This is a genomic window from Bradyrhizobium sp. CCGB01 (assembly GCF_024199795.1).
Taxonomy (GTDB): Bacteria; Pseudomonadota; Alphaproteobacteria; order Rhizobiales; family Xanthobacteraceae; genus Bradyrhizobium.
Genome location: NZ_JANADK010000001.1, coordinates 7,890,013 through 7,916,676, shown reverse-complemented (window position 1 = coordinate 7,916,676; position 26,664 = coordinate 7,890,013). Strand labels below are relative to the sequence as shown.

Sequence of the window (26,664 nt, the reverse complement as noted above, 5' to 3'; positions counted from 1 at the left end):
TAGCAGACAGACGAACGTCCATCGCCCGATCCAAACCCGTGGGATTTGTGGATGCTCGTTGCATCGAATTCGCCGAGGCTGCACGTCGGCGTGACCAAACGCTGAAGTTGCGCTACTTTCTCATCTCATTATGGCTGAGATCTATGGGCTGTATTCATGCCGCGACGGAACTGTCCGCTATGTAGGCGAGACGACATATCCGCGCGAAACAAGATACGAGCAGCACCGGCGCCTTGCTTGGATGCAGGATACCCGACTTAGGCGATGGCTCGTGGGCGAGTGGAAGGACGGATTTCCCGTGAATCACGTGCGACTAGAGTGGCGCGACCATGCATCGCGCTTCGATCGGGAGACGAGTTGGATCAGAAAATTTCCGAATCTTGTCAACGACCGGAAGCATTCGGGATGGATAAATCTCATCCCTCGTGGGCGTCGCGCGCCAAAAGTACCAGAGATCATTCGCTATATGCGGGGGCACTGCTTCAATGTGGATGGCCGACGCGGCATTCGCTATCAGGTCGGTTCAGACCGCTATTGCGTGATGATTTTCACCGGCAGCAATTATGAATGGCTTGAAGGAAATGACGAAACCGTTTGGTTTTCGGATTTGGCTGCCGCCGAGAATGCGCGGGATCGACATTTCAGGTTCAGGCCCTATCTTCGGCGCTATCCAGACTTCGTAGTCGAAGCGATTTGATTACCTGAGCGAATTTCGTTTGGCTTTATCCATTCTACGCACTGTCTCTGCTTGGCTTTCAATAAGTAGAGGCACGCCCGGCGAGGGTTCGGGCGGGACCATCAAGTCTAAGAGATAGTAACGGATAGTGAGAGAATGGCTGACAAGGCAACACAGAAGAAGACGGAACCATCGCGAGCGTTTTGGTTCGGAGCATTTCTAATGCTGTTTGGCCTAGGCGCCCTAGTCTTTGAGTGGTTCAACAGAGATGCGGTAGCGATAGTCGGAGCCGTGCTGTTAGGCTTCGTTATCGGGATGTTTGTCAGCTTCTTTGTGCAAGAGGCAAAGGAATGGACGCGGCAAGCTATGACGGCATCTGTTGCCGTGATAGCGAGCGCAGGTCTGTTAGCCCTATTGCGTTATGGTGCCCCGAACCCAAGCGACGTTTGGTTCTATCCGGCCGGGCTCGTCATGGGGTTCGGTTTTGGTACAATTTGGGACGCAATCGATCCAGCCTAGCTGCCGAAAGGATGAGGTCAGATTTTTGCGGCAAGCTATTATTCGAGGGGAAGCTCTGGTTCGGAAGCAACCGAAATGCGCTTTGCCGCTTCAATGTTCTTTTCGGCTAGATTGAATTTCGGCTAGATTGAATAGCGCGTAGGATGGGTAGAGCCCTTGCGAAACCCATCACATTTCAAGCCGGAAACTCGTCGTTGGGTTTCGCTTCGCTCTACCCATCCTACGGGCTGCGAAACTTGGCCATGCCACGCCGATCGGTTAGGCTCAGTGTCATTCTAGCGCGCCTTACAGTAGATCATCCAGCCAGCAGCACTTCAGGTGGGCGGCGTACTTGCGAAGCCCATCATGCTCTACCGCCCGACAAACTTTGATGGACTTCGCTTCCGATACTCATCCTAAGGGCTAAAGGGCAAAGTGCTATACGCGAAAGGTAGGAGTAGTTACAATCCCTGCGGGAAAGGGGGGATTCAGAGGACGATCGCGAGTCGGAGGCCGTCTCGGCGAAGGCCAAGAAGACGAAGAAATCAAAGAAAGTGCAGAGAAGTAAAGAAGCGGTTCGTAAAAAGGCCGCGGCGGCCAACGGCCCTGGAAGCGGCGGTGCCGCCAAGTTTCCTCGCCATTCAATTGAGCGGGCCTTACGAATCCCAAGGGCGATTATCGAACAAAACGCGGGTAAAGAAAGTTCTGAAGCTGAAGCCGCGGCATACGTAGGTGTAGGCTTGGGCGGGCCATTCCGGGTGGAGATAAGCTCGGCAATTAAATATGGTCTGTTGTCGCGGCCGCGTGCCGGGTACGTTGATATTACTGAAAGAGCGCGCCAAGCGGTTCGGCCACAGAAGCCGGGCGACGACATTGAATCGCTGCGCCAAGGGGTCCTTGAGGCGCCAGAAATTTCGGAAGTTTACAAACACTATCGGGGCGAGGATTTGCCCGACGGGGCTTTCTTTACTAACGCCCTAGTCGATAAATTCAAGATTCCTTCAGACAAGGTCGCTGAGTTCATATCGATCTTCATGAGTTCGCTTGAGAGTGCTCATCTCATCGAAAAGAGGGGAGACAAGTCTCGCATTCTCGATATCACTTCCTCAGAGGATCTCGAACCTGAGGCCGCCCCGAGGCGTACAGCTGGGGCTACGCCGAAAATCGCCGCGGGCGATAGCTGCTTCGTTGTGATGCCGTTTGCTGGAGCAATTGGAGGATATTTCCATCACGTGTATGAACCAGCAATCAAGAAGGCTGGACTGGTTGCTGTACGAGCCGACGCCGACATATTTGGCACCGGAAAAATCATTGATCAAATTTGGTCAGGAATAAATGCGGCAAAGGTACTCGTGGCAGAGCTTACGACCAAGAACCCGAATGTCTTTTATGAGCTGGGGTTGGCTCACGCGTTGAATAAGCCCGTCGTTCTTGTCTCCTCAAACGAAGAAGACGTGCCTTTCGATCTTAGGCACATTCGTGTCATCTATTACGACGTCAGGGACCCGTTCTGGGGGCAAAAGTTAATAGAGAAAGTTGCTGAAAATATAGTTTCGGCATTGAAGAATCCCGAGGAGGCGGTTTTCAAGCGGGCGTTGGAATCAAAATAGCTGTCGTGGGTTCGATAGGATTGAGTGCTTTCTCTCCTTTCCTCCAATGGAAGTCACTCGGTTATATTAGGTGCATCCACCTCGATGAGTGGAAGTCTGGGGATTGAATTCGCAATGGAAGATGATTTGTTTAGACCATTGATGACACGAGAAGAGGCGCTGTTGCTGTCTCGGGAATACAACTACGGCAATGATCTTGAGTTAGAGAGAGCGGGTGACGCGATTCGTAACGGAGACTACGCGCGTCGGCATTTCGATGCGATCTTCAAGTGGAAAACTAGAAACAGAGGAAAGTCTCGGCCGCAGAAGAATTCCGATGCCGAGATTGCAGAAGCCTTGAGAATCGTGGTGGCGGTGAAGTCGCCGAGGCTTGCGATCTCCACGCTATGCGGACTTGTTGGAGTTGCAATTCCTGTAGCGTCGGCAATCATGACTTCTATCAGGCCGAGTGAGTATACGATTATCGATTTTCGAGCACTTGAAGCGCTAGACCAAGACGCGGACCAGGTATGGTCTCTTGCGTACTACGAAAGGTACTTGTCGTTCTGCAGAGCGTTGGCGGCCGAATGGGGGATGTCTTTACGAGATCTCGATAAAGCGCTCTGGATGTGGTCAAAAAAGAATGGCGATGTCGAAGTGGTGCCCTAGCCCAGATAAAGCGAAGCGCAATCCGCGCTAAACTGTTCAAAACATGTGAGTGCCTTTAGGATGTCTCCGCGATTTTGGGGCGGGTGGCGTTGCTGTGTTGTCACCCCGTCAACCCCTCTCCACAAAAATATTCCACTTTACCGAAATTCGGATTTGTCGTACATCTCGCCCATCCCGGCTCACCCTTGAGGGGCGATCACGTGTCGTGCTGATCGCAGAGCCGGGCTTGCGGTGGACGCAGCAGCGTCGGGCGCGAGGCTAAGGGCAGGGCGGATTGCTCTCCGTGAGCCCAAAACTTCGTGCCGACGAGCGGCGCTGTCAGGTTCGTCGCGCCAGCATTTCGATGGCAACGTGCACAACGCCGTCGAACCCTGTGGCGCCAACGAACCGTGCGTACGGCAAAACCGTGTGGTCCTGGCCGTCGTTGCTACGGTCAAGCCCTGGCAGAGGCGGCATGCGCGTCAACCGGCGCGGTGTCGGCGACTTCTGTTGGGGTGAGGGAGGCCAGAACGAACTCGGCTCCCGGGAGAGCGCGGCATAAGCCGTCCGACCATCGCGCAGGGAAGGCCGTGTTCGGGCGAAACCGGCCGCGAGAACGCCAAGCCGCGTCAGCTGGAAGGAAGCCGCGTCAGCTTGAAAGGAAGGCGCGTCAGCTGTTTGACAATCGAAGCCGCGTGCGAGCTCCCCAATCGGGACATGATTCCGCTTCGCACCATCACGCGCGTCTGAAGGAACTCTTGCGCCCGATCGCGGCTTGACTCCGCGGGCCAGCGTCTCCGCCGCTTGCTGGTCTGCACGGCCCCGCCTCCAAGCCCCCGTACCCCCAAGGGTGGGGCCGTGGCTAAAGATCAGGAGATGCCATGCCTGAGCCGACCGAGCAGGACATCAGAGAGCGCGCGCACCGGCTGTGGGAGCAAGCCGGCAAGCCCACGGGCCGTGAGGACGAGTTTTGGCAGGCGGCCGAGCAGGAGTTGCGCAACAAGGACAAGTCGGATCCCATGCGGACGCCGGATACGCTGTGACCAGTAAGAAGAATTGCCCATTCTGCTTCGGTCTGGGATGGGTCTGCGAGAACCATCCGCTCCGGGCCTGGAGCGAAGAGCTCGGCGGCTGCCGGTGCGGCGAGGGAAAGCCTTGCACCTGCAACACGGCCGAAGATCCCGAAACAAGAGTCGTGGTCGTCGAAGCGGATACCACCTGGCACTGAGCCTGCGGGCTCACGCCAGCTCGCCCGTCACAAACTGCGCGCGGCCCAGTCCGAACGACCAGTCGGCGTCTCCGTTCTCGACGAAGGACACGATGACATCATAGCTGTCGAGATCGCAGGCATCCTTCAGCCGCTGACAGAGCAGCTTGTAGAATTCGAGCTTCTGCGCCTCGGGCCTGTGCCGGGACGTGACCTCGACCAGGACGACCTTGTCGGTTCGCGCAATTCCAAGACCGGTGTCCAGCGCGATCATCCGCCCGGAACGATATTCCGACACGAGCTGATAGCGGTCGCCATCGGGCACATGAAACGCGGCGACGACCGCTTCGTGCGCCGCGTCGAGCAGCGTCCTGATCTCGGCGTCCGTTCGTCCCTCGTGCATGTTGAAGCGAAGCAATGGCATCTGGTGTTTCCTTATCTCTGCTTTGGCGAGGTCGCGTTACTGACGGCGGCCGAACGACACCGGTAGGGTCTGCCCGCGCGCATGGATCACCTCGAATGTTGGACAGGGTGGATCGCAGGCTTGATCCCTTGTGATCTATGGCGCATAAAATCGCACATCAACGCATGAGATTGCGCCTCCATTGTGCATAAACTGTAGGACTAGGCAGGACATGGATTGGGAGCGGGTGAGGGTATTCCTGGAGGTCGCGCGCGCGGGGCAGATCCTCAAGGCGTCGAAGAACCTGCGCTTGAACCACACGACGGTCGCGCGTCAGGTGACCGCGCTGGAGAAGAGCCTGAAAGCGAAGCTGCTCGAACGGCACACCTCCGGCTGCACGCTGACGGCGGCGGGCGAGGCCCTGGTCCAGGCGGCAGAGCGCGCGGAAAGCGAGTTTCTCAAGGTCGGCGCCAGCATCGGCGGCAGTGCGGACGCCGTCAGCGGCACGGTGCGTGTCGGCGCACCGGACGGGCTTGGCAATTACTTTCTGGCGGAGCACCTCGGCGCATTGGCCGCGCGTCATCCGGGCCTGATCATCCAGCTCGTGCCGCTTCCGCGCACGTTCTCGCTGTCGCGCCGCGAGGCTGACATCGCGATCACGCTGGACCGGCCGAAGCAGGGCCGGCTCATCCTGTCCAAGCTGACCGACTACACGCTGAGCGCCTACGCCTCGGAGAGCTATCTCGCGCGCGAGGGGGCGATCAACGCGCATGCCGATCTGGCCGGCCGCCTGTTCGTCACGCACATCGAGGATTTCGCCTACAGCCGGGCCCTCGACTACGCCGCCGAGTTCGGGCGGCTGATGTCCCGCCGCTACGAGTGCGGCAGCATCGTCGCCCAGATCGAGGCGGTTCGCGCCGGCCACGGCATCGGCATCCTGCACGACTACGCGGCAGGCCGTTATCCCGAATTGCGCCGCCTGCTGCCCGACGTCCGCTTCGTCCGAAACTACTGGCTGACGTCACATCCCGACACGCACGCAACGCGCCGGGTCCAGGAAGTGCACCGGTTCATCGCCTCGTCGGTCAAGGCGGCGCGGGCTTCGTTCGAGCTGGAGTGACGGATGACTGAGGGAACAGAACTTCCCGGAAAGGAATTCTCTCTGAGCAGCACGGGCTCTGACACAGCCCGTTGCCACGGCGGTGTCGGCGGTGGACGAGAAGCAAAAGATAGAGCACCAGATTGAACTCGCGACGCGAGCGGCCACGCTCGTCAAGGACGAAGCCACCGTCCAGCGCTTCAGGAGCTTCGCCGAGGAATTGAAGCGAAAGCTCCTTCGCATGATGCGGCGCGGTCAGGTGCGGGCGCGTGCGTACGAACTCTGGGAGCAGGCGGGTCGGCCGGTCGGTCGCGACCTGGAGTTCTGGCTCGAAGCGGAACGGCAGATCGAGGAAGAGCGCGAGGAGAGGAAGTCTTCGGGCACTCCCTCGAAGCGATAGCTGCCAGCTCTCTCGGTGCCCACAGAGCAAAAGCCGCCGGGCTCTTCACCCTGGCGGCTTCGAAAGTCCGTAGCTGTTGATCGCCTCGCCAGCCTCGTGCGTACCGCCGTTACCTTGTTTGCGGCCATGCCCGACCTTTCTAGGTGAAGGCAGCTGATTCTGCTGTGACCTGATGCACACAGTGGACAGATGATGGCGGCAAGCAGCCGTTAACCCGCTTCCGCGCTCAGTTCCGATACCAGCTCCCCAAGTTCCAGGTCGTGACGTCCCACCCCGAGATATCCGCCATGAGGCTATTGACGCCGGCGCCGACGATGTTGCGGGAGAGCAGCGGCACCAGCACATTGGCCTCGCAGAAAATCTCGTTGACCCTGATCAGGAGCGCGGCGCGCTTGACCGGATCGAGCTCCTGCTGCGCGGTCTTGTAGGCCTTGTCGGCCTCGGGATCGGACCAGCGCGAGATGTTGCGGCCGAGCCATTTGTTGTCCTTGTTGGCGATCTCCCAGGAGACGCACTGGTTCAGGAACCGCTCCGGATCGGGCTGCGGCTGCGTCGTGTTGTACATCTCCATGTCGCAATAGAGCTTCGAGTAGGTGTCGGGGTTGCCGACATCAGACGAGAAGAACACCGATGCGGTGACCGATTTCAGCTCGATGTCGATGCCGGCCTTCTGGCAGGCCTGCTTGATGATGGCCTGCGTCTTCTGCCGCGGCGCGTTGATCGAGGTCTGGAAGACGTATTTGAGCTTCTTGCCGTCCTTCTCGCGGATGCCGTCCGCACCCTTCTTCCATCCGGCCTCGTCGAGGATCCTGTTCGCCTTGTCAACGTCGAACTCGTATTTCAGCTTGCTCGACTTGAACTGCTGGGGCTGGTTGACGAAGCTCGCCGTGGCGATGCCGCCGCGGCCGTAGATGAATTTCTGGATCGCCTCGCGATCGATCAGGAGGTTGAACGCCTGGCGTACGACCGGATCGGACAGCGTCGGGTGCTTGGTCTTGACGCTGGAGCGCTCGCCGTCGACCTCGGTCCACGGGTCCGTCGTGTTGAGGATGATGAACTCGACGTTGCCGGAAGGCGTGATGTCGACCCTGCCTTTTCCGGTGGCCTCCATGCGCTTGAGGACCTCCTCCTCCACCAGCAGGTTCCAGGCATAATCGTATTCGCCGGTCTGCAGCACGGTGCGTGCCGCGGAGACCGCGTCGCCGCCGCCCTTCACCTCGAGCGTGTCGAAATGCGGCTGGTTCTTCACGTGATAGTCGGGGTTGCGTTCGGCCCGGATCAGGTCGCCCGGCTTGAACTCGACGAATTTGTACGGGCCGGTGCCGACCGGCTTCAGATTGCCGGGCGCCTCGCGCGACTTCGCGCCGGCATAGTCGCCAAAGTGATGTTTTGGCAGGATCTGGCCGACCGAACCGACGAAGGGGTCGGCCCAGAACGGGGTCGGGGCCTTGAACAGCACCTTGACGGTGTGGTCGTCGATCTTCTCGACGGTGATGTCCTTGTAGGACCCCGTGCTGTAGGCGGCGGTCGCGAGGTCCGCGGCGTATGCCCAGGTGAAGACGACGTCGTCGGCGGTGAAGGGCTTGCCGTCATGCCACTTCACGCCCTGCTTCAGCTTCCAGATCACGCTCATGCCGTCGGCCGCGAGGCTGCCGTTCGCCTTGGTCGGAATTTCGGCGGCGAGGCAGGGGATGAGGTTGCCGTCCTTGTCCCAGCCGGCGAGCGGCTCGAAGAAGATGCGCGAGGCGACCTGATCCTTGGTGCCGATCGCGAAATGCGGATTGAGCAGGGTGGGTGCCTGCCAGAGCAGGATCTTGAGCGGGCCGCCGCCGCCGGCCTTGGTCGGCTTGTACTCAAGCGTGGCATCCGCCATCGCCACGTCGTTCCAGAGCAGGATCTGGCTCGCGACCGGCGCGGCGATCCCGGCCGCCGCCATCGTCCGGATGAACGAGCGTCGCGACAGCGTGCCTTGCTTCACCTCCGCGATGGATTTGCGAATCTCGTCTTCGTTCATCGAATGACCTCCACCTCGAAGCAAAATCGTCGCCGGCAACCCATCATGTTGCATCACGCGCGAGGCGGCAATGCCGGCGAGGCCGCAAGGCCCTGCGACGAAATGACGAACGCGCAGATGGGCACTTTCTGCCTGGACAGATTTGCCGGCGCGACGGATCTGCCGTCCGGAATTCGCGATAAGCCCTTGATGGCAATGACGCTCTCATCTGGCATGCGCATTGCACGCAGAACGTGCGTTCGCAATGGCAGTGGAGTTCGCGTATGAGCGTCGGCAGCATGAGCAGCATCGGTGGTGGAAGCGCGGCAAGTTCGCCTTCGTCGCCCGGTCAGGCCAAATCGGCCGGCTCACAGGATGGCGCCTCGACATTCTCGTCTCTGCTCAATGACGGCACGCCCTACGACGAGGTCAAGGTCAGCCTGCCGAACGGCATGTCGATCGGCATCGTCCACTTCGGTGGCGGCGGTCTGGACAGCAGCATGCTCAAGTCCATCGAGGATTTCGTGCAGAAGCTCGCGAGCCAGCAGATATCGGCAGATCCGGCCGCCAGCGCCGGTCAGGCGCAGAATGACGACACGCCCGACGTTGTCGGGATCGACAAGATCCATGTCGATCTTCCGAACGGAATCTCGTTCGAGGTGCTGCATTCCTCGGGCGGCCAGGCCACGAATAGTGATGCCGTCATCAAGGAGCTCACCGAGGCCGCCGAGGAGCTTGCCGAAACGCTGTCGCATTATTCACCGGCATCGACCGCAGCGTCCGCCTATGCCTCGCAGGCCACGTCGTCAGGCCGCAGCAGCCAGCTCGACGCGAGGAGCTGAGCAGGCGCGCCCGGTCGCCGCAGCACGTGCACGATGCCTGCATGCGACCGCTCGACCTAGCTGGCTTTGGTCGCGTAAAGGGCGGCGAAGCGCTCGCGCAGCAGATTCTTCTGCACCTTGCCCATCGTGTTGCGCGGCAATGTCTCGACGAAGACGATGCGCTTGGGCTGCTTGAATTTCGCAAGACGCCCTGACAGCGCGGCGAGAATGGCGCGCTCGTCCAGCGACGAGCCCGGCGACCGGACGACGGCGGCCGTGACGCCTTCGCCGAAGTCGGCGTGCGGCACGCCGACGACGGCGCTTTCCGTGACCCCGGGAATGGCGTCGATCTCGGTCTCGATCTCCTTCGGATAGACGTTGAAGCCGCCGGTGATGATGAGATCCTTGCCGCGGCCGACGATGTAGAGATAGCCCTGCGCGTCGAGCTTGCCGAGGTCGCCGGTGATGAAGAAGCCGTCGCTGCGGAATTCGGCGGCGGTCTTGTCAGGCATGTTCCAGTAGCCGGCGAACACGTTGGGTCCCTTCACCTCGATCATGCCGACGTCGTCGATTGGCAGGATGGCGCCCGTCTCGGGATCGGCCACGCGAACCTCGACGGCGGGAAGCGGCCTGCCGACGGAGCCCGCAATGCGGGATCCCGCATAGGGATTGGAGGCGATCATTCCGGTCTCGGTCATGCCATAGCGCTCCAGGATCGCGTGTCCGGTTCTCGCCTTCCACGCACGGTGAGTCTCGGCCAAGAGCGGTGCAGAGCCGGCGACGAACAGTCTCATGTTGCCGGTCGTGCGCTCGTTCAGATTCGTGCTCTCGAGCAGGCGGACATAGAAGGTCGGCACGCCCATCAGCACCGTGCTGCGCGCCATCGTCGCCAGAATGCGCTCCGCGTCGAATTTCTGCATGAACAGGATGCGCGCGCGTGCTGCGAACGTGACGTTGCAGGCAACGAAGAGCCCGTGAACGTGATAGATCGGCAGGGCATGGATCAGCACGTCCTTGCTCGAATAGCGCCACTCTTCGACGAGCGTCAGGGCGTTCGAGGCCAGGTTGCCGTGCGTCAGCATGGCTCCCTTCGAGCGGCCGGTCGTGCCCGATGTGTAGAGAATGGCGGCGAGGTCGTCATTCGCCCTGGCTACGGTGTCGAATCCCGTCGGGAAGTCCGCCGCGGCATCGGCGAGCGAGCCCTTGCCGTGGGAATCGAGCGTCTCGACCCGGCCGCTTGCCTTGGCGGCGATGGCGCGCAGGTCGGTCGCTTCCCTGGGATCGCACACGATCAAGGTCGGCTGCGCATCCCGAATGAAATACTCGGTCTCAGTCGGCGTATAGGCGGTGTTGAGCGGCAGATAGACTGCACCGGCGCGCAGCGTTGCAAGATAGAGCGCGACGGCCTCGACGGATTTCTCGACCTTTACGGCGACGCGGTGGCCCGGACCGACGCCGATCCTGGCGAGGAAGTTCGCGAACCTGCCGCTGAAGGCGACGAGTTCGGCGTAGCTCAACGTCGCGCCGTCCTCCTTTTCGATGCAGATGGACTGGTCGGACTCCGCGCCTGCCAGCAGGCGGTCGTACAGGTTCGAGGTCATGACGAGCTCTTCCGTTGAGAGTTGGTGTGAGGGCTGGGAACGAGGTCGCGCGACGACAATCTGGCGCGGAGCGCCTTCTTCACCTTGTCGGACGCCACCACGGTGCCGTGCTCTGCGAAAGCTTCGTGGTTCGCCTCGATGTGTTCGAGCGCGTAGAGATAATTGACCATCAGGCCGTGCGATTGCTTGATGCCCTTGGCCGAGGCATCGCCGAGGAAATTCAACCGCTCCAGGCGGGCGCCGTTGCCGAGATGGAAGCGGGCGACCGGATCGACCGGCTTGCCGGACGGCAGCTTTGCCTTGAGGAAGTAATAGGCGGCGAGCGCGGTGATGGCGTCTTTCGCCTTTGCGATGTCGCCGCCCTCGTCGAGCGCGGCCATCGCGCGGCGCGTGTCCTCCTCGATCGCGCCGGAGGCCTCGGACTTGAGCTCGCGCCGGACCCAGCCGGCAAAGCCGGGGACCGGCGACAGGGTGACGAAGGTCTTCAGGTTCGGCAGCTCGCGGGCGAGATCCTGCACCACCTGCTTGATCAGGAAGTTGCCGAATGAGACGCCGGCAAGGCCCTTTTGCGTGTTCGAGATCGAATAGAACACGGCGGTCGTCGCCTCGCGTGCGTCAATCGCCTGGCGTGATTTGTCCAGCAGCGGGCCGATTGCTCCGGGAATCTCCTTGGTGAGCGCGATCTCGACGAAGATCAGCGGCTCGTCGACCAGTTGCGGATGAAAGAATGCGTAGCAGCGGCGATCCGGCGGCTCGAGCCGGTTGCGCAGATCGTCCCAGTCCTGGATGGCGTGGACGGCCTCATACCTGATGATCTTCTCCAGGATGTTCGCCGAGGTGGTCCAGTCGATCGGCCGCAGCACCAGGAAACCCCGGTTGAACCAGGACGAGAACAGATGGACGAAATCGTCGTCGACCGGCTGGAGCTCGGGATGCTCGCGCAGGAGCGAGAGCAGCACTTCGCGCATGCGCACCAGCGACGAAGTCCCGCCGGGCGCCAGGTTGAGGCGCCGGATCAGCTCCTGCCGGCGCGGCTCCGCGGCGGCATGGAGCGCCTCGAGCTTGGTGCCGTCACCGCCTTCCTTGCGCTGGTAGCCGGCGATCGCAAGCTCGATCGCGCGACGGTCGGGCCCGAACCGGTCGGCGAGGGAGGTGAGGAATTTCAGCCGCTCCGGCTCGGCCGCCTGCTCGAAAGCCGCAAGCAGGGATTGCGCGATCGCAACGCCGGAAGCTTCGCCTCGCCTGGACAGCAGCGCTTCGCCCAGAAGCGCGAGATCGCGCGCCTCGCCCGCCTCGCGTTCCGGCTTGATGCCGAGAACCGCGCGGCCGCGTTGCGTCAGCGTGTCGATCAGCCCTTGCAGGAATTCCGGCGTCGTGATGCGTCCGGACCTGGTGTCGTTCAGCATGGTTCATGCCTCCTCGGTTATCGCGATGGCGGGCCCATCACCAGATTGGGCAGAAAGGTGGAGATCGACGGCGCGAGGCACAGCAGGACGACCGCGCATGCCATCAGCAGGACGAAGGGCAGCGTTCCCCAGATCACGTCACGCAACGGAATGTCGGGCGCGATGTTCCTGATGACGAAGATGTTGAGGCCGACCGGCGGATGAATGAGCCCCATTTCCATCACGATCGTCATCACCACGCCGAACCAGATCAGGTCGAAGCCTGCGTCCTTGAGTGGCGGCAGAATGATCGGCGCGGTCATCAGGATGATCGAGACCGGCGGCAGGAAGAAGCCGAGCACGACCACCAGCACCAGGATCGCGCCCAGCAGCACCCATCGCGAGAGCTGCATCGCGACGATCGCCTGCGCTGCGCCCTGGCTGATGTGGAGATAGCTCATCACGTAGGAGTAGAGCAGCGACATGCCGATGATCAGCATCAGCATGGTCGATTCCTTCAGCGTCGATTCCAGGATCGGGCCGAGATCCCTGGGGCGCCACACGCCGTAGATCGAGGCGATCAGGACCAGCGCGAGGATGCCGCCGAGACCTGCGGTTTCCGACGGCGTCGCATAGCCGCCGTAGAGTGCGACCATCACGCCGCTGAGCAGCACGACGAAGGGCATGACGCGCGGCAGTGCGCCGAACCGCATCGCCATGGTGAAGCGCTCGTTCGACAGGATCGGATGTTGCGCCGGATCAGCCGCATAGGCCCGTTGCGCCGCGGCGTATTCGGCCTTGAACCTCAGCACCGCGTAGGTCGCAAACAGCAGCACCAGGAGAAGGCCCGGCCCGATGCCGGCAAGGAACAGGCGTCCGAGCGACTGCTCCGCCGCGACCGCGTACAGGATCATGGTGATCGAGGGCGGCAGCAGGATGCCCAGCGTGCCGCCGGCGGCGATCACGCCGGCGGCGAAGCCGCCGGAATAGCCGCGCTTGCGCATCTCGGGAATGCCGGCAGAGCCGATCGCCGAGCAGGTCGCCGGAGACGATCCGGCCATCGCGGCGAACAGCGCGCAGGCAAAGACGTTGGCGATGCCGAGTCCGCCGGGAATGCGGCCCATCCAGACGTGCAGCGCGCTGTAGAGGTCCTGTCCTGCCTTCGACTTGCCGATCGCGGCGCCCTTCAGGATGAAGAGCGGGATCGCCAGCAGCGTGATCGAGGCCATCTCCTCGTAGACGTTCTGCGTCACCGTATCGAGCGATGCGGCGGGCATGAAGAAATACATGAAGATGACGGCGACGGCGCCGAGCGCCAGCGCGATCGGCATGCCTGAGGCCATGACGGCAAGCGTCGCACCACCATACATCAGTCCAACGGCAAGCGTGCTCATTTGCTCCTCCATCCGTCGAGGCTCGAGGCGAGCTGAAGCGCGATTTGCAGCGTCATCAGCGTCATGCCCAGCGACATCATGCTGTAGGGAATCCACAGCGGCGGGGCCCAGGTCGATCCGGATACCTGTCCGTCGACCCATGCTTCGTGGAACAGCGTCCAGGATTTCCAGGCGAAGAAGCCGCAGAACAGCAAGCTCGCCGCGTCGACCACCAGCATGCGGATCGCATTGCCACGCTCCGACAGATAGCCGGTGAGGGCCTCGATCCCGATATGGCCGCGTCCCGACTGCACGAACGCGGTCGAAAGGAACGTGGCGCCGACCAGCAGGAACACCGCGGCCTCGTCCTGCCAATAGGTTGCGGCGTTGAAGAAGTAGCGCGCGGCCACGCTGTAGCTCAGGATCGTGCTCGCGACGATGAGCGCGATCGAGCAGAGGACGACGATCGTCCTGTTGAGCAGGGTCATCGCGCGATTGATGCGTCCCACCGGGGAGCCGGGTCGCGCCGCGGTCGCGACGGCGGAATGGCCGAGATCGATACCGTGCGCGCTCATGAGCCGGCCTCCATGGCAAGCTTGACCAGGCGGGCGCAGTTCTCGTTCTTGTTGGCGTAATCCTTCCAGGCCGTATCGCGCGCAAGCTCCCGCCATGCCTGAACCGTCTTGTCATCGAGATCGTGGACCGTCGCGCCGGCGGCCTGGTAGACCTTGGCCACGCGGACATCATCCTCCACCGCCGCAGCGCGGCCGAACGCCTCGAGTTCGGCGCCGACCGAGACGATGATGTCGCGCTCCTCGTTCGAAAGCCGATCGAACACCGCCTTCGACATCACGAGCGGCTCGAGCATGAACCAGTAGCTCTTGGCCCGCCCGGTCGTCAGGTGCTTGGCAAGTTCCTCCAGGCGGAACGAGGTCAGGCTGGTCGACGAGGTGAGGGCGGCGTCGCAAGCGCCGGTCTGCATCGCCGCATAGAGTTCATTGGAAGGGAGCGACAGCACCGAGGCGCCGGCGGCCTGGAGCACGAGATCCATCTCGCGCGAGCCGCCGCGGATCTTCATGCCTTTGGCGTCGCCGACCTCGACCAGCGGACGCGCGCGGCTGGCGACGCCGCCGGCCTGCCAGATCCAGGTGACGATGACGATGCCTTTGGCGGCGAGAAACCTGGTGAACTCCTGGCCAATCGGCTTGTTCTTCCAGCCGAGGCCTTCGTCGTAACCAGTGACAAGGCCCGGCATCAGGCCGATGTTCAGTTCGGGTAGATCTCCGCCGGCGTAGGAGATCGGAATGAGGCTCATGTCGAGTGCGCCTTTGCGCATCGCCGAGACCTGCGCGTTGGTCTTCATCAGCGACGAACCGGGATAGATCTCGGCGGTCATCGCTCCCTTGCTGCGCTCCTGGATCAGGCTCGCGAACCGCCGGCAGAGCCGGTCGCGGAAATCGCCCTCGGTCGCCGTGCCTCCCGGAAACTGGTGCGAGATCTTCAGAGCCGTAGCCGCGCGCGCCTCTCCGAACCGGAGCAGGGCCGGGGCCGCAATTCCTAAGGCCAGGACGTGGCGTCTTGAAATCTTCATTCCATACCTCCCGTTGGCAGATTGCATTTTTTATTTCAAATCTTGCATACAATTTAAGTATGAACTGCATGCTGTATGTTTTGTCAAGTATGTGGTATGGAATCTTTGGATCGGGTGTATACAATGAGCCAAGCCTTCAGACTGAAGCAGTCGATCGAAGACGCTGTAATTGCAGGGGAATTTCAGCCGGGCGATCGTCTGGACGAGGCCTCGCTCGCGGAGCGATTCGGAGTGTCGCGCACCCCGATCCGTGAGGCGCTGCTCCAACTCGGCGCCGAAGGCTTCATCGATGTCCGCCCGCGCCGGGGCGCGATCGTGAGCGTCCCGTCACCAACCCGGCTGTTCGAGATGTTCGAGACCATGGCCGAGATCGAAAGCGCGTGCGGCCGGCTGGCTGCGCGTCGGCTGACCCCGGACAATGATGCGGCGATGGAGACCGCTCACCGCGCCTGCGAAATCGCCGCGCGGGAAGGCGACAGCGAGCAGTACTACGCCGATAATCGCGGCTTTCACGAAGCGATCTACCGCGCCAGTCGCAACAGCTTCCTGGCCGATCAGGCTTTCGCCTTGCACAAGCGGCTGAGCGCCTATCGCCGCATTCAGCTTCGGGCGCGCAATCGTCTGTTGCAATCACTCCAGGAGCACGCCGGGATTCTCGAAGCGATCCGTGCCGGCGACGAGCAACTCGCTGCTACGCGGCTTCACGACCACGTTCTGGTGCAGGGCGAGCGGTTCTCCGACATGGTGCTTGGCCTTGCCGGCGATCGACGATCGGATGCCGCCGGCGGCAGAAGCGGGACGGCGAAATAAAGAGAGGCGGGCGGGCGATCTTCCGCCCACTCGGCTTGCAGGCCCGCTTACCGTGCGCCGGCCAGACTGACGGCGGCTTCGACGGCGTTCTCCAAGATCTCATCAGACAATTGCCGGTCGTTGACGGCGCGCGACAATTGCAGCGCGCCGACCATTGTCGCGTAGATCGCGATCGTCTTGCGGCGCCGCTCGTCGGCCGACCCCCGCGGGAGCTGCGCCGCCATCAGCGCGAGGATGTCGGTGATCTTTGCCGTGAAGGCATCGCGCGTCGGCCTCGGATGCCGCGCGATCTCGGCGACGAGGGCCGCGGTCGGGCAGCCGGTCGCCGCGCGGTCGCGATGGCGCGGCGACAGATAATCGCGGATCACGGTCTCGAGCGCGACGCCGTTTTCGAGATTGTCCTTGTGCCGCTGCTCGCGCCGCTCCAGCGCGTCGCGCAACACCGCGCGCACCAGATCCTCCTTGGAGGAAAAATGGGTGTAGAAGGCGCCGTTGGTCAGGCCCGCCTCCGCCATGATGCCGGCGAGGCCGACCGCGGCGATGCCGCTCTCGCGGAACTGCGACGAGGCAACATCGAGGATGTGCCGCCGTGTCGCGTCCCTGTGTCCCTTGTCGTAGCGCGCCAATCCCGCCTCCTGCGACCCGGCTTTTCCGTCCCGGGCACAAAATCGTGAGCGCCGGGGCCTATTGTATTACGATCATAATAAGACATTATGGTCATAATACAATGGGCGGCCGACCGGCGGTCCGCTACGCACAGGAACGAGCCCATGTCAGTCGAAGATGCCGCCGCACCGGTCTCGTCCGCCGTGCAGATCGTGGCCGGCACCGCGGCTCCGCTTCGCCCGGCGGCGGCGTCCGCCCCAAGCGCGGCGGCAAAACAAAGCGCGGCCGAGCAGAGGCGTGCGGCGCTGCTGACGGCGCCGATCCTTCCGACGCTGCTCAAGCTCGCGCTGCCGACCGTGACCGTCCTGGTGGCGCAGACCGCGGTGAACATCGCGGAAGCCTATTACGTCGGCTTCCTCGGCACCGATGCGCTCGCGGGCGCCGCGCTGGTGTTCCCGATCTTCATGCTGATGACCATGATGTCGAACGGCGGCTTCGGCTCGGGCGTTGCGTCTTCGGTGGCGCGCGCGGTCGGTGCCGGCCGCCGCGCCGACGCGGAGGCGGCGCTCTATCATGCCGTGGTGCTTGCGATCATGGCCGGCGGCGCGTTCACGCTGGGCGTCATCATTGGCGGTCCCCATCTGTACCGCGCCCTCGGCGGCACGGACGGGGCGCTCGCGGCCGCCACCACCTACTCCAACTATTTGTTCGCCGGCGCCATTCCGGTGTGGATCGTCAACCTCCAGGCCGCCGCGCTGCGCGGCGCCGGCAATGTCAGGGTGCCCGCGCTGGTGACGCTGGTCGGCGCGATCGTGACCATTCCGGTTTCGCCGGCGCTGATCTTCGGGTTCGGGCCGATCCCCCGGCTCGGCATCGGCGGCGCCGGTGTCGCCTTCGGCCTCTATTACGGCGCGGCGATGCTGTTCCTGCTGCGCTACATGGCCTCGGGCGTGTCCGGCCTCAAGCTGCACATCGTGCCCTTGCGCGCAAACATCTTCGCCGACATGCTGAAGGTCGGCATCCCCACCGCCTTCAACGCGGTGCTCACCAATCTTACCGTCATCCTCGTCACCGGCGCGGTCGGCCTGTTCGGCACCTCCGCGCTCGCCGGCTACGGCATCGCCTCGCGGCTCGACTACATCATGATCCCGCTGCTGTTCGGCGTCAGCACGGCGACGCTGACCATGGTCGGCGTCAACATGGGCGCGGGGCAGACGGCGCGGGCGCGGAAAATCGGCTGGATCAGCGGCGTCGTCGGCATGATCATGACCGGTACGATTGGCGCGCTGGTTGCGATCTTCCCGACGGCCTGGCTGCACCTCTTCAGCCATGACGCGGACGTCGTCAGCGAAGGCATGACCTATCTGCGCATCGTCGCGCCGGCCTATGCGGCGCTTGGCTTCGGATTCGTCACGTCGTTCGCCGTCCAGGGCACCGGCCGTGCCATGGGCCCGCTTGCGTCGTCCGCCGCGCGCATCCTGATCGCGGCCGGCGGCGGCTGGATCGCGGTGGTGAGCTTTGGCGCCGGCATGGCGGGGCTTGCCGCAATGGTCACGGCCTCGCTCGCCGCTTACGCCGCGATCTGCGTTCTGATCATGGTGTCGCCCGCGACGTGGCGGACCGCGTAGACGGGCTCACCGGAGGCCGGCAACGCCAGCGCATGAGGGGTCGACGCCATCGCAACGTCAATTTAGCTCGCCGCGTGCCGCTTTGCCGTGGTGCGCCTCACGCTTGCGCGGGCGCATTCGTTCCCCACATCAGGTCGAACGGAGAAGCGTTGTCCGCGTCATCAGGCAAATATGGATTTCCATTTCATTGATTTCGCCCGGCGGAGAAGCGAATACGGTTCCAATCATTGCCGCAGACCTACGGAGACCAAGATGTCGTTTCGCCTCCCCCTGATCCTCGCGACCGTGCTCGCCGCCTGGTCGGCTGCAAGCTCCGCCGAGACCATCAAGATCGGCGTGACGCCGGGCCCGCATGCGCAGATCCTCGAGGCGGTGAAGCCGATTGCGGCGAAGAACGGCCTCGACATCCAGCTCATCGAGTTCTCGGATTACGTCGTGCCGAACGCCGCGCTCGATGCCGGGGAGATCCAGGCCAATTCGTTCCAGAACCAGCCTTACCTCGACAACCAGAAGGCCGACCGCGGCTACAAGATCGAATCCGTCGGGCTGACCGTGAATTTTCCGATCGGCGTCTACTCGAAGAAGCACAAGGCCTTCGCCGATATCCCCGAGGGCGGCAAAGTCTCGATCCCGAACGATCCGACCAATGGCGGCCGCGTGCTGCTGCTGCTGCGCGACAAGGGCGTGATCAAGCTGAAGGACGGCACGGGCTTCAAGCCGACGGTGCTCGACGTTACCGAGAATCCCAAGAAGCTGAAATTCATCGAGGTCGATGCAGCGCAGGCACCTCGCGCGCTCGACGACGTCGACGCCGCCGCGATCAACACCAACTATGCCACCCAGGCCGGTCTCGACCCCGTCAAGGATCCGATCCTGCGCGAGGACCCGAAAGGCCCCTACGTCAACCTGATCGCCATTCGCACGGCGGACAAGGACAAGCCCTGGGTCAAGATCCTCGTGGACAGCTACCACACGCCGGAGGTCAAGGAGTTCGTCCTGACCAAGTTCAAGGGCGCGGTGCTGCCGAGCTGGTAGGCAATCTGCCCAGCTCCAGCGCAGGGGGCGATCCCGGCGGGCAGCCTTGCGTACGAGCCTTGCGCAATGCCCGCTTGTCTGGAGCTGCGGCAACCGACATCATCGGGGCCCATCCTCGCCCGACAGGGGTCGTATGAAACGCTTTGCAAACCTGAAACGACTGGGCTTCTTCACGCGCCTCCTCGATGAAGCCCCGCCCGCCGAGCGCTATCGCTTCGCCGCCGAGCAGATCGTGCGCGCGGAGAAAGCGGGCCTCGATTCCGCGTGGATCGCGCAGCATCATTTCCACGAGCGCGAGGGCGGCTTGCCGTCGCCCTTCACCTTCCTCGGCTACGTCGCGGCGCAGACCTCGCGCATCCGCCTCGGCACCGGCATCGTGACGCTGCCGCTTGAGAACGCGGTGCGGGTGGCAGAGGATGCCGCGGTGCTCGATCTCCTCTGCAACGGCCGCTTCGAGCTCGGCGTCGGCACCGGCGGCAATCCGTCGGCCTTTGCGGCCTTCGGCCTCGACAGCGCCCAGCGCAACGAGATCTTCGCCCGCAACCTGGAGATCGTCCGCACTGCGTTGACCGGCAAGCCGCTCGACGGCGGCGACACCCTCTATCCGCAGCGGCCGCAATTGGACGGCCGCATCTGGCAGGCGACGTTCTCAGTCGCCGGCGGCGCCCGCGCCGGCAAGGCAGGCGATGGCTTGCTGCTGTCGCGCACGCAGCCGCGGACCAAGGAGGCACCGCGCGCAACGCTGGCCGAGATCCAGAACCCCATCATCGATGCCTATCTCGAAGCGCTGCCGCCGGGACGCGAGCCGCGCATCATGGCCTCGCGCAGCGTCTTCGTCGCCGACGACCGCGCCGAGGCGATGCGCCTCGCAGACATTGGCTTGCGGCGCGCTCTTCCGCAATTCATGAAGGGCGGTCACCTTCCCCCGGGCGAGACGCTCGAGGAGATGATTACCGCATTCGATACGCATGTCGGCGCAGCCGACGACGTCATCGCCTCGCTTCGCGCGGATGCCACGCTGGAGCGGGTGACCGATCTCGTCTTCCAGGCCCATTCGGTCGATGCGCCGCATCCACATATCCTGCGCTCGATCGAGCTTGTCGCGGAGAAGGTCGCGCCGGCTCTGGGCTGGACCCGGGCTGCGCCCAGTGTGGCGCTGGTGGGCTGATCGGAATGAATGTGATCGCGCTGCACGAGGCTGCAAGAGGCTAAATGATGGCAACAATAGATATCATCGACACGCTCGCCGGGATCGAACCGGGGTCGGCGCTGGACGCCATCCGCGCGCGCCGCCTGCAGGCGCGCGAGAACGCACAGAAAAGCTATCTCTCGCTGTTCGAGCCGGTCGACGCCGGCGATTTCTCGCTTACGGAGCGCGCGGCGGTCGCGGCCTTCGTGACCGGGCTCCATGGCGAGTCGCCCGTTGCCACCTACTATCGCGAGAAGCTTGCGGCCACCGCAGATGGCAAAAAGCTGCTGGAAGTGATCGACGCCGAGATCGCGCGAGGCAAAACCTCGGGTCCGTATGGCTCCTTTCCGGCCGGTCCGCTGTCGGTCGAGAACACGGCCGGCCTGATCTATCGCGTGAGTGCGGCGAGCAAGTCCGCTCTCGGCGCCCGGCTCGTCGCAGCGCTCGAGCATGCGCATCTGCTGGTATTCCGTCCGCGTGATGCCGCATCCGCCGACATGAAGGCGCTGCTTGCCGCCGGCTGGACGAACACCGGCATCGTCACGTTCTCCCAGCTCGTCGCGTTCCTGTCGTTCCAGGTGCGGGTCGTTAGCGGCTTGCGCACGCTTGCCGCAGCGAACGCGTAAGAGGAGGCTGCGTCATGAGCACCACCGTCAATCCGCCCGTCGTCTTCACCCAGGACGAGCTCGGCTGGGTCTCCTGGATCGAGCCGTTGCCCGAGGCCGAGCTGACCGAGCGGCATTTCAATGGCCTGGTCGATCGCTCCCGCGCCAAGTCCGAATATTTCCGCCTTCTCGTGCGCGATCCCGAGGTGCTGGAAGCCCGCACCAAGACCGACAAGGATATCTTCTACAACACAGCCGATGGCCTGCCGCGCGCCGAGCGCGAGCTCGCGGCGGCCGCGACCTCGCGCTACAACGGCTGCATCTATTGCGCCTCGGTGCATGCGCGCTTCGCCAGCACCTATTCCAAGCGCCGCGACGACGTGCAGCGCCTGCTTGACGAAGGCATCAATGCCGATCTCGGCGAGCGCTGGAACGCCGTCGTCAAGGCGTCGGTCGCCCTGGCCGCGACGCCGATCGCGTTCGGTCCGGACAATATCGAGGAGCTGCGTCGCGCCGGCCTTGACGATGCCGAGATCGTCGACGTCATCAACGGCGCCTCGTTCTTCAACTGGGCGAACCGGCTGATGCTGTCGCTCGGCGAGCCCTCGAAATAGGCAATCTCACCGGCACAAGAATTGCTGTTTGGATCAACACTGAGTGGATGGAGCCGTGCATGAGCAACATCGATCGTCGTACCCTGGTCAAGGGATCGCTCGCCGCCATGATGGCGGGAGCAGCCTATTCGCGCGCGGCCTTTGCACAATCATCCGAGCCGATCCTGCTCGGCGTCAGCGGTCCCCTGACCGGGCCGAACGCGCAATATGGCACGCAGTGGAAGCAGGGCTTTGATCTCGCGCTCGACGAGATCCTTGCAACCGGCGGCATCAATGGCAGAAAGCTCGCCTATAATTTCGAGGACAGCCAGAGCGACCCGCGCCAGTCGGTGGCGATCGCCCAGAAGTTCGTGTCCGATCCCCGCATCGTGCTGGAGCTCGGCGACTTCTCGAGTCCCGCATCGATGGCGGCATCCCCGATCTATCAGCGTGCGGGCCTGGTGCAGTTTGGCTTCACCAATTCGCACCCTGACTTCACCAAGGGCGGCGACTTCATGTGGAGCACGTCGGTCAGCCAGGCCGACGAGCAGCCGCTGCTGGCGTCCTATGCGGTAAAACGCCTTAACCTGAAGAAGCTCGCGGTGCTGCATCTCAACACCGATTGGGGCCGCACCAGCCGCGACTATTTCGTCAATGCTGCCAAGGAATAAGGCGCGGAGATCGCGGTCACCGAGGGCTACATCGCCGAGGAACGCGACTTCCGCTCGACGCTGGTGCGTGTCCGCGACGCCAATCCGGACGGGCTGATCCTGATCTCGTATTATTCGGACGGCGCATTGATCGCGCGTCAGGCGCGCCAGGTCGGCTTGAGGCAGGTGATCTGCGCCGCAAGCTCGGTCTACTCGCCAAAGTTCCTGGAGCTTGGCGGCGAAGCGGTCGAGGACGTGCATGTCGGCACGCGCTACTTCCCGGAAGACCCGCGTCCCGAGGTGCAGAAGTTCATCGCGGGCTTCAAGAAGAAATACAACGGGCAAGAGCCCGACGCTTTCAACGCCTATGCCTATGACGCGATGAACATGGCGGCCGCCGTGGTGAAGATCGGCGGCACCGACCGCCGTGCCATTCGCGACGCCTTCACCAAGGTCAAGGACGTCCCGAGCGTCATCTTCGGCACCGCGACGTTCGACGTCGCGACCCGCCGCGTCAAGGGCGCCATGAATGCCGAGCTCGTCGTGCGCAAGGGCCAGTTCGCGCTCTGGGACGGCAAGCCGACCTGACATGATGGCCGGACCCAAAGCATGATCCGGAAAAGTGCGAAGCAGTTTTCCGAGAAGATCATGCGCAAAAACAAACTAAAGCGCGATATCTCATCGCGCTTTAGGGCTCCGGCCGCTTTCTCCCTTGATTAGGAACGCTGCGTGTCTTCCTGGCTCGACTACACGATCAACGGGCTGATCGTCGGCAATGTCTACGCGCTCGTTGCGGTCGGGCTCGCGCTGATCTTCGGCGTCAGCCGGCTGATCAACTTTGCGCAGGGCTCGATCTATCTCGTCGGCGCCTATATCGGCTGGGTCGCGGTGGTGCAGCTGCATACGCCGCTGCCGCTCACCATCATCGTGGTCGCGGTGGCAGCGGCGATCGTCGGGCTGATCATCGAGCGGTTCGGCCTGCGTCCGCTCCAGAACTCGGTGCGCATCGCGCCGCTGCTCGCGACCATCGGCATCAGCTTCGTGCTCGACCAGCTGGTGATGCTGACCTTCTCGCCGAATCCGCGCGCGCTGCCGAGCCAGTTGCCGGACGTTCGCTTCCAGGTCGGCGGCGGCACGATCGGGCCTCTTGATCTGCTCATCGCCGGTGTCGGCCTCACCAGTGCGCTGCTATTGTTCGTGTTCCTGCGTTACAGCAAGCTCGGCTGGGCAGTGCGCGCCGCTTCGCAGGATCGCGATGCCGCGATGCAGATGGGCGTCGACGTCAACCGCGTCAATCAGGCGGTGTTCGGCATCGCGGCCGCGCTCGGCGGCGTCTCCGGCCTGCTGGTCGGCATGTACTACAACCAGATCGACACTGCGATGAGCCTGCAGGCGACGCTCAAGGGCGTTGTCGCTGAAGTCGTCGGCGGCGCCGGCAACGTGCCCGGCGCGGTGATCGGCAGCCTGCTGCTGGGACTCGTCGAAAGCTACGGCGTCGCGGTGTTCGGCACCAGCTACCGCAATCTGTTCGCGTTCCTGCTTCTCGTCATCGTGCTCGTGCTGCGTCCGAACGGCCTGTTCGCGAGCGCCCGGCAGGCACCGCCCGAGCCGCTCACCGGCACCTTCATCGCGCCGAGCCGCCCGGTGCGCATCCCGCGCTGGGCGCTGCTGATTGCGGCCGGCGTGTTCGCGATCCTGCCGTTCTTCCCGGTGTCCTTCTACGTGCTCCAGACCCTGATCAACGCCTGGCTGCTCGGCATGCTCGCGCTCAGCCTGACGCTGGTTGCGGGCACGGTGGGGCAGGTCTCGCTCGGACATGCGGCGCTGCTGGCGATCGGCGCCTACACATCCGCGCTGCTGTCGCTCAATTTCTCCGTCCCCGTCGGCCTCGCCATTATCGGCGGCGGCCTGATGAGCGCCGCGCTCGGCACCGCGCTGATCTCGCCGTCGTTCCGCCTGCGCGGGCACTACGTGTCGATCGCGACGCTCGCCATCGGCGAAATCGTGTCGCTGGTGATTTTGAACTGGGAAAGCGTCACCCGCGGTCCGATCGGCATCTCGGGCATCCCGCCGCTGTCGCTGTTCGGCTATGACTTGATCAGCCCGAGCTCGATCTACTGGTTCAGCTTCGCGGTGATGGTCGTGCTGGCGCTGTTGCAGGGGCGTCTGCTCGGGTCGCATCTCGGCCGCAGCTTCCGCGCCATTCGCGACGACGACATCGCCGCGCGCGCCTATGGCCTCAGCCTGAACCGCTACAAGTCGCTGGCCTTCATCTTCGGCGGCTTCGCCGCCGGCGTCAGCGGCGGCATCGCCGCGCATCTCTACTCCTACATCAACCACGAGACCTTCAACACGCAACAATCGATCCTGGCACTGACGGTGGTGATCCTCGGCGGCCTCGGCAATGTCGTCGGCGCCATCCTCGGAGCGGTCGCACTGGTCGGCCTGCCGGAAGTCTTCCGGATCGCGGCGGAGTACCGCATCCTGATCTATGGCATCGTGCTGCTGCTGCTCGTGCGGTTCAGGCCGCAGGGCCTGCTGGGGACGATGTGATGGCGGAGCAGTCTCCCATGCTATCGCTGCGCGGGCTGACGCGCCGTTTCGGCGGTCTCACCGCCGTGGACGCCATCGATCTCGACCTCGCCAGGGGCGAGCTCATCAGCATCATCGGCCCGAACGGCGCCGGCAAGACGACGCTGTTCAACCTCGTCACCGGGCTCGACCGGCCCGACGCCGGCGAAGTCCGCTTTGAAGGGCAGGACATCACGGGCCTGTCGCCGGAACGGCTCGCTGGCCAGGGCATCGCGCGCACGTTCCAGCTCGGCCGCGTCTTCGGCAATCTCAGCGTGATGGATAATGTCCTGATCGGCGCCCATACGCGGCTGCGCGCGGTGAAACCGGCGGTGCCGGTGATCGGCCCGCTGCTGGAATTGGGATTGGCGCTGCTGCGCCCGGCCAGCGTCAGAGCCGAAGAAGAGCGGCTGCGCGAGGAGGTGAAAGCCATCCTCGCCCGCTTCGGCGAGCGGCTGCTGCCGCGGATCGACCAGCCGGCCTACAGCCTGTCCTACGCCAACCGCCGCCGCGTCGAGATCGCACGCGCGCTCGCGCTGAAGCCGCGCCTGCTGCTGCTCGACGAGCCGACCGCCGGCATGAACCCGACCGAGACCGCGGAGATGCAGGCGCTCGTCGCCGAGCTGAAGGCCGAAGGGCTGACCATTCTCCTGATCGAGCACAAGCTGGAGATGGTGATGCGTCTCTCCGACCGCGTCATCGTCATGGACGAAGGCAAGAAGATCGCGGAAGGGCCGGGCGAAGAGGTGCGCAACGATCCCAAGGTGATCGAGGCGTATCTCGGCCACGGCCTGTCGGGGACGGCAGAGCAGGAGAGCGCGGCATGACCGACAATGAACCCGAACCGCTGCTGGCGCTGTCTGATGTCAACACCTTCTACGGCCAGGCCCAGGTCCATTTCGACCTGTCGATCACGGTCGGCCGCGGCCACATCGTCTGCCTGCTCGGTGGCAATGCCAGCGGCAAATCGACGACGATGAAGATCATTTTGGGCCTGGTGAAGCCGCGTTCGGGCGACGTGACCTTCGACGGTGCCTCACTGCTGGGTCTGACCACGCCGCAGATCGTTCGCCGCGGCATCGCCTCGGTGCCGGAGGCGCGGCGGCTGTTCGCGGACATGAGCGTGCGCGAAAACATCCTGATGGGTGCCTTCGTGCGCAACGATCGCGACGCGGTGGCGCAGGATCTCGACAAGATGCTCACCCTGTTCCCAAAACTGGGCCAGCGGCTGGCGCAGCGCGCGGGCTCCCTGTCGGGCGGCGAGCAGCAGATGGTCGCGATGGCGCGTGCGTTGATGAGCCGGCCCAGGATGATCGTGATGGACGAGCCGACCATGGGCCTGTCGCCGCTCTATGTCGACCGCGTGCTGGAGCTGATCCGCACCATCAATCAGGACGGCGTGTCGGTGTTCATGGTCGAGCAGAATGCGAGGCTCGCACTCGAGATCGCGCACGAGGCCTATGTGCTCCAGACCGGCAAGATCGTGCTCTCGGGCCCGGCGCGGGCGCTGAAGGACGATCCTCGCGTGCGCGACGCCTATCTCGGCGGCTCCGAGGCTGCGTAGCCGTAATCGGGCACCAGCGCTTCCGGGGGTGGTCAGTGTGACCATTTTGTGAAAAGATCATACCGGTGCCGCCATAGGGCGTGCGGCGGACGGAATGGTTGTCGTGACGAGATGGTCTTGGCGGGCGGT

Annotated in this window: 25 protein-coding genes and 1 pseudogene; 18 read left to right on the top strand and 8 right to left on the bottom strand. The window is 63.4% G+C overall.

The genetic code is table 11. The features are described 5' to 3' along the window. Positions 1-271 precede the first annotated feature (271 nt). The 5 genes from NLM25_RS37255 to NLM25_RS37235 all read left to right on the top strand — a co-directional run bounded on the left by NLM25_RS37255 (position 272) and on the right by NLM25_RS37235 (position 4,454). A complete protein-coding gene (locus NLM25_RS37255) occupies positions 272-697 on the top strand; it encodes a hypothetical protein (protein ID WP_254122890.1) in 426 nt (141 codons plus the stop codon). Between the two features lie 135 nt (positions 698-832). Then, positions 833-1,195, top strand: coding sequence for a hypothetical protein (locus tag NLM25_RS37250; protein WP_254140212.1), 363 nt, complete (start codon positions 833-835; stop codon positions 1,193-1,195). Between the two features lie 533 nt (positions 1,196-1,728). Further along, positions 1,729-2,784, top strand: a complete 1,056-nt coding sequence (locus NLM25_RS37245) for a nucleoside 2-deoxyribosyltransferase (RefSeq protein ID WP_254140211.1) — start codon at positions 1,729-1,731, stop codon at positions 2,782-2,784. Positions 2,785-2,898: 114 nt separating this feature from the next. Further along, positions 2,899-3,432, top strand: a complete 534-nt coding sequence (locus NLM25_RS37240) for a hypothetical protein (RefSeq protein WP_254140210.1) — start codon at positions 2,899-2,901, stop codon at positions 3,430-3,432. Between the two features lie 860 nt (positions 3,433-4,292). Further along, positions 4,293-4,454, top strand: coding sequence for a DUF2934 domain-containing protein (locus NLM25_RS37235; protein ID WP_254140209.1), 162 nt, complete (start codon positions 4,293-4,295; stop codon positions 4,452-4,454). 195 nt (positions 4,455-4,649) lie between these two features. Here the strand turns inward: NLM25_RS37235 and NLM25_RS37230 are convergent, their stop codons facing one another. After that, positions 4,650-5,042 carry a tautomerase family protein gene (locus NLM25_RS37230; protein ID WP_254140208.1) on the bottom strand — a complete coding sequence of 131 codons (393 nt, stop codon included), beginning with the start codon at positions 5,040-5,042 and terminating at the stop codon, positions 4,650-4,652. 211 nt (positions 5,043-5,253) lie between these two features. Here NLM25_RS37230 and NLM25_RS37225 point away from each other — a divergent pair, with 211 nt between their 5' ends. Together NLM25_RS37225 and NLM25_RS37220 are read left to right on the top strand one after the other, a co-directional pair. Beyond that, positions 5,254-6,141 (top strand): LysR family transcriptional regulator, encoded by an 888-nt coding sequence (locus NLM25_RS37225; RefSeq protein ID WP_254140207.1) that lies wholly within the window; start codon positions 5,254-5,256, stop codon positions 6,139-6,141. A 91-nt stretch (positions 6,142-6,232) separates the two neighbouring features. Continuing rightward, entirely contained in the window at positions 6,233-6,520 is a 288-nt protein-coding gene (locus NLM25_RS37220) for a DUF2934 domain-containing protein (protein ID WP_254140206.1), read from the top strand. Positions 6,521-6,746: 226 nt separating this feature from the next. Here the strand turns inward: NLM25_RS37220 and NLM25_RS37215 are convergent, their stop codons facing one another. Next, positions 6,747-8,534, bottom strand: coding sequence for a peptide ABC transporter substrate-binding protein (locus NLM25_RS37215; RefSeq protein WP_254140205.1), 1,788 nt, complete (start codon positions 8,532-8,534; stop codon positions 6,747-6,749). A gap of 263 nt (positions 8,535-8,797) precedes the next feature. Here NLM25_RS37215 and NLM25_RS37210 point away from each other — a divergent pair, with 263 nt between their 5' ends. Next, positions 8,798-9,355, top strand: a complete 558-nt coding sequence (locus NLM25_RS37210) for a hypothetical protein (protein ID WP_254140204.1) — start codon at positions 8,798-8,800, stop codon at positions 9,353-9,355. Positions 9,356-9,411: 56 nt separating this feature from the next. Here the strand turns inward: NLM25_RS37210 and NLM25_RS37205 are convergent, their stop codons facing one another. From NLM25_RS37205 to dctP, 5 genes are read right to left on the bottom strand one after another with little or no spacing between them, the layout of a single operon-like run. Then, positions 9,412-10,935: a malonyl-CoA synthase gene (locus tag NLM25_RS37205; protein ID WP_254140203.1), complete on the bottom strand. Its 1,524-nt coding sequence runs from the start codon at positions 10,933-10,935 to the stop codon at positions 9,412-9,414. Then, a complete protein-coding gene (locus NLM25_RS37200) occupies positions 10,932-12,341 on the bottom strand; it encodes a malonyl-CoA decarboxylase (protein WP_254140202.1) in 1,410 nt (469 codons plus the stop codon). Before NLM25_RS37200 ends, NLM25_RS37205 begins: the two co-directional genes overlap by 4 nt. A gap of 17 nt (positions 12,342-12,358) precedes the next feature. Beyond that, positions 12,359-13,714, bottom strand: coding sequence for a TRAP transporter large permease (locus NLM25_RS37195; protein ID WP_254122870.1), 1,356 nt, complete (start codon positions 13,712-13,714; stop codon positions 12,359-12,361). Continuing rightward, positions 13,711-14,268 carry a TRAP transporter small permease gene (locus NLM25_RS37190; RefSeq protein WP_254140201.1) on the bottom strand — a complete coding sequence of 186 codons (558 nt, stop codon included), beginning with the start codon at positions 14,266-14,268 and terminating at the stop codon, positions 13,711-13,713. Before NLM25_RS37190 ends, NLM25_RS37195 begins: the two co-directional genes overlap by 4 nt. Next, a complete protein-coding gene (gene dctP / locus NLM25_RS37185) occupies positions 14,265-15,284 on the bottom strand; it encodes a TRAP transporter substrate-binding protein DctP (protein ID WP_254140200.1) in 1,020 nt (339 codons plus the stop codon). Before dctP ends, NLM25_RS37190 begins: the two co-directional genes overlap by 4 nt. Positions 15,285-15,407: 123 nt before the next feature. Between dctP and NLM25_RS37180 the strand changes: the two genes are divergently transcribed. Beyond that, positions 15,408-16,094 (top strand): GntR family transcriptional regulator, encoded by a 687-nt coding sequence (locus NLM25_RS37180; protein ID WP_254124602.1) that lies wholly within the window; start codon positions 15,408-15,410, stop codon positions 16,092-16,094. A 47-nt stretch (positions 16,095-16,141) separates the two neighbouring features. Here NLM25_RS37180 and NLM25_RS37175 read toward each other — a convergent pair whose 3' ends face one another. Continuing rightward, on the bottom strand, positions 16,142-16,720 hold the full coding sequence (locus tag NLM25_RS37175) for a TetR family transcriptional regulator (RefSeq protein ID WP_254140199.1): 579 nt from the start codon (positions 16,718-16,720) through the stop codon (positions 16,142-16,144). 144 nt (positions 16,721-16,864) lie between these two features. Between NLM25_RS37175 and NLM25_RS37170 the strand changes: the two genes are divergently transcribed. The 9 genes and pseudogenes from NLM25_RS37170 to NLM25_RS37130 all read left to right on the top strand — a co-directional run bounded on the left by NLM25_RS37170 (position 16,865) and on the right by NLM25_RS37130 (position 26,535). Then, on the top strand, positions 16,865-18,328 hold the full coding sequence (locus NLM25_RS37170) for an MATE family efflux transporter (RefSeq protein WP_254140198.1): 1,464 nt from the start codon (positions 16,865-16,867) through the stop codon (positions 18,326-18,328). 252 nt (positions 18,329-18,580) lie between these two features. Continuing rightward, positions 18,581-19,363 (top strand): MetQ/NlpA family ABC transporter substrate-binding protein, encoded by a 783-nt coding sequence (locus tag NLM25_RS37165; RefSeq protein ID WP_254122864.1) that lies wholly within the window; start codon positions 18,581-18,583, stop codon positions 19,361-19,363. A 133-nt stretch (positions 19,364-19,496) separates the two neighbouring features. Then, positions 19,497-20,531 carry a putative FMN-dependent luciferase-like monooxygenase gene (locus NLM25_RS37160; RefSeq protein ID WP_254140197.1) on the top strand — a complete coding sequence of 345 codons (1,035 nt, stop codon included), beginning with the start codon at positions 19,497-19,499 and terminating at the stop codon, positions 20,529-20,531. Between the two features lie 47 nt (positions 20,532-20,578). Continuing rightward, the gene (locus NLM25_RS37155; protein WP_254141324.1) at positions 20,579-21,178 is read left to right on the top strand and encodes a CMD domain protein; all 600 of its coding nucleotides are present in this window, start codon (positions 20,579-20,581) and stop codon (positions 21,176-21,178) included. A gap of 14 nt (positions 21,179-21,192) precedes the next feature. Continuing rightward, positions 21,193-21,771: an alkylhydroperoxidase domain protein gene (locus tag NLM25_RS37150; RefSeq protein ID WP_254140196.1), complete on the top strand. Its 579-nt coding sequence runs from the start codon at positions 21,193-21,195 to the stop codon at positions 21,769-21,771. A 59-nt stretch (positions 21,772-21,830) separates the two neighbouring features. Further along, positions 21,831-22,988: pseudogene (locus NLM25_RS37145) on the top strand (ABC transporter substrate-binding protein). A gap of 141 nt (positions 22,989-23,129) precedes the next feature. Then, entirely contained in the window at positions 23,130-24,953 is a 1,824-nt protein-coding gene (locus NLM25_RS37140) for an ABC transporter permease (protein ID WP_254140195.1), read from the top strand. Next, the gene (locus tag NLM25_RS37135; protein ID WP_254140194.1) at positions 24,953-25,798 is read left to right on the top strand and encodes an ABC transporter ATP-binding protein; all 846 of its coding nucleotides are present in this window, start codon (positions 24,953-24,955) and stop codon (positions 25,796-25,798) included. The genes NLM25_RS37140 and NLM25_RS37135 overlap by 1 nt, the downstream gene beginning before the upstream one ends. Beyond that, positions 25,795-26,535: an ABC transporter ATP-binding protein gene (locus NLM25_RS37130; protein WP_254140193.1), complete on the top strand. Its 741-nt coding sequence runs from the start codon at positions 25,795-25,797 to the stop codon at positions 26,533-26,535. Before NLM25_RS37135 ends, NLM25_RS37130 begins: the two co-directional genes overlap by 4 nt. The last annotated feature ends 129 nt before the right edge of the window (positions 26,536-26,664 follow it).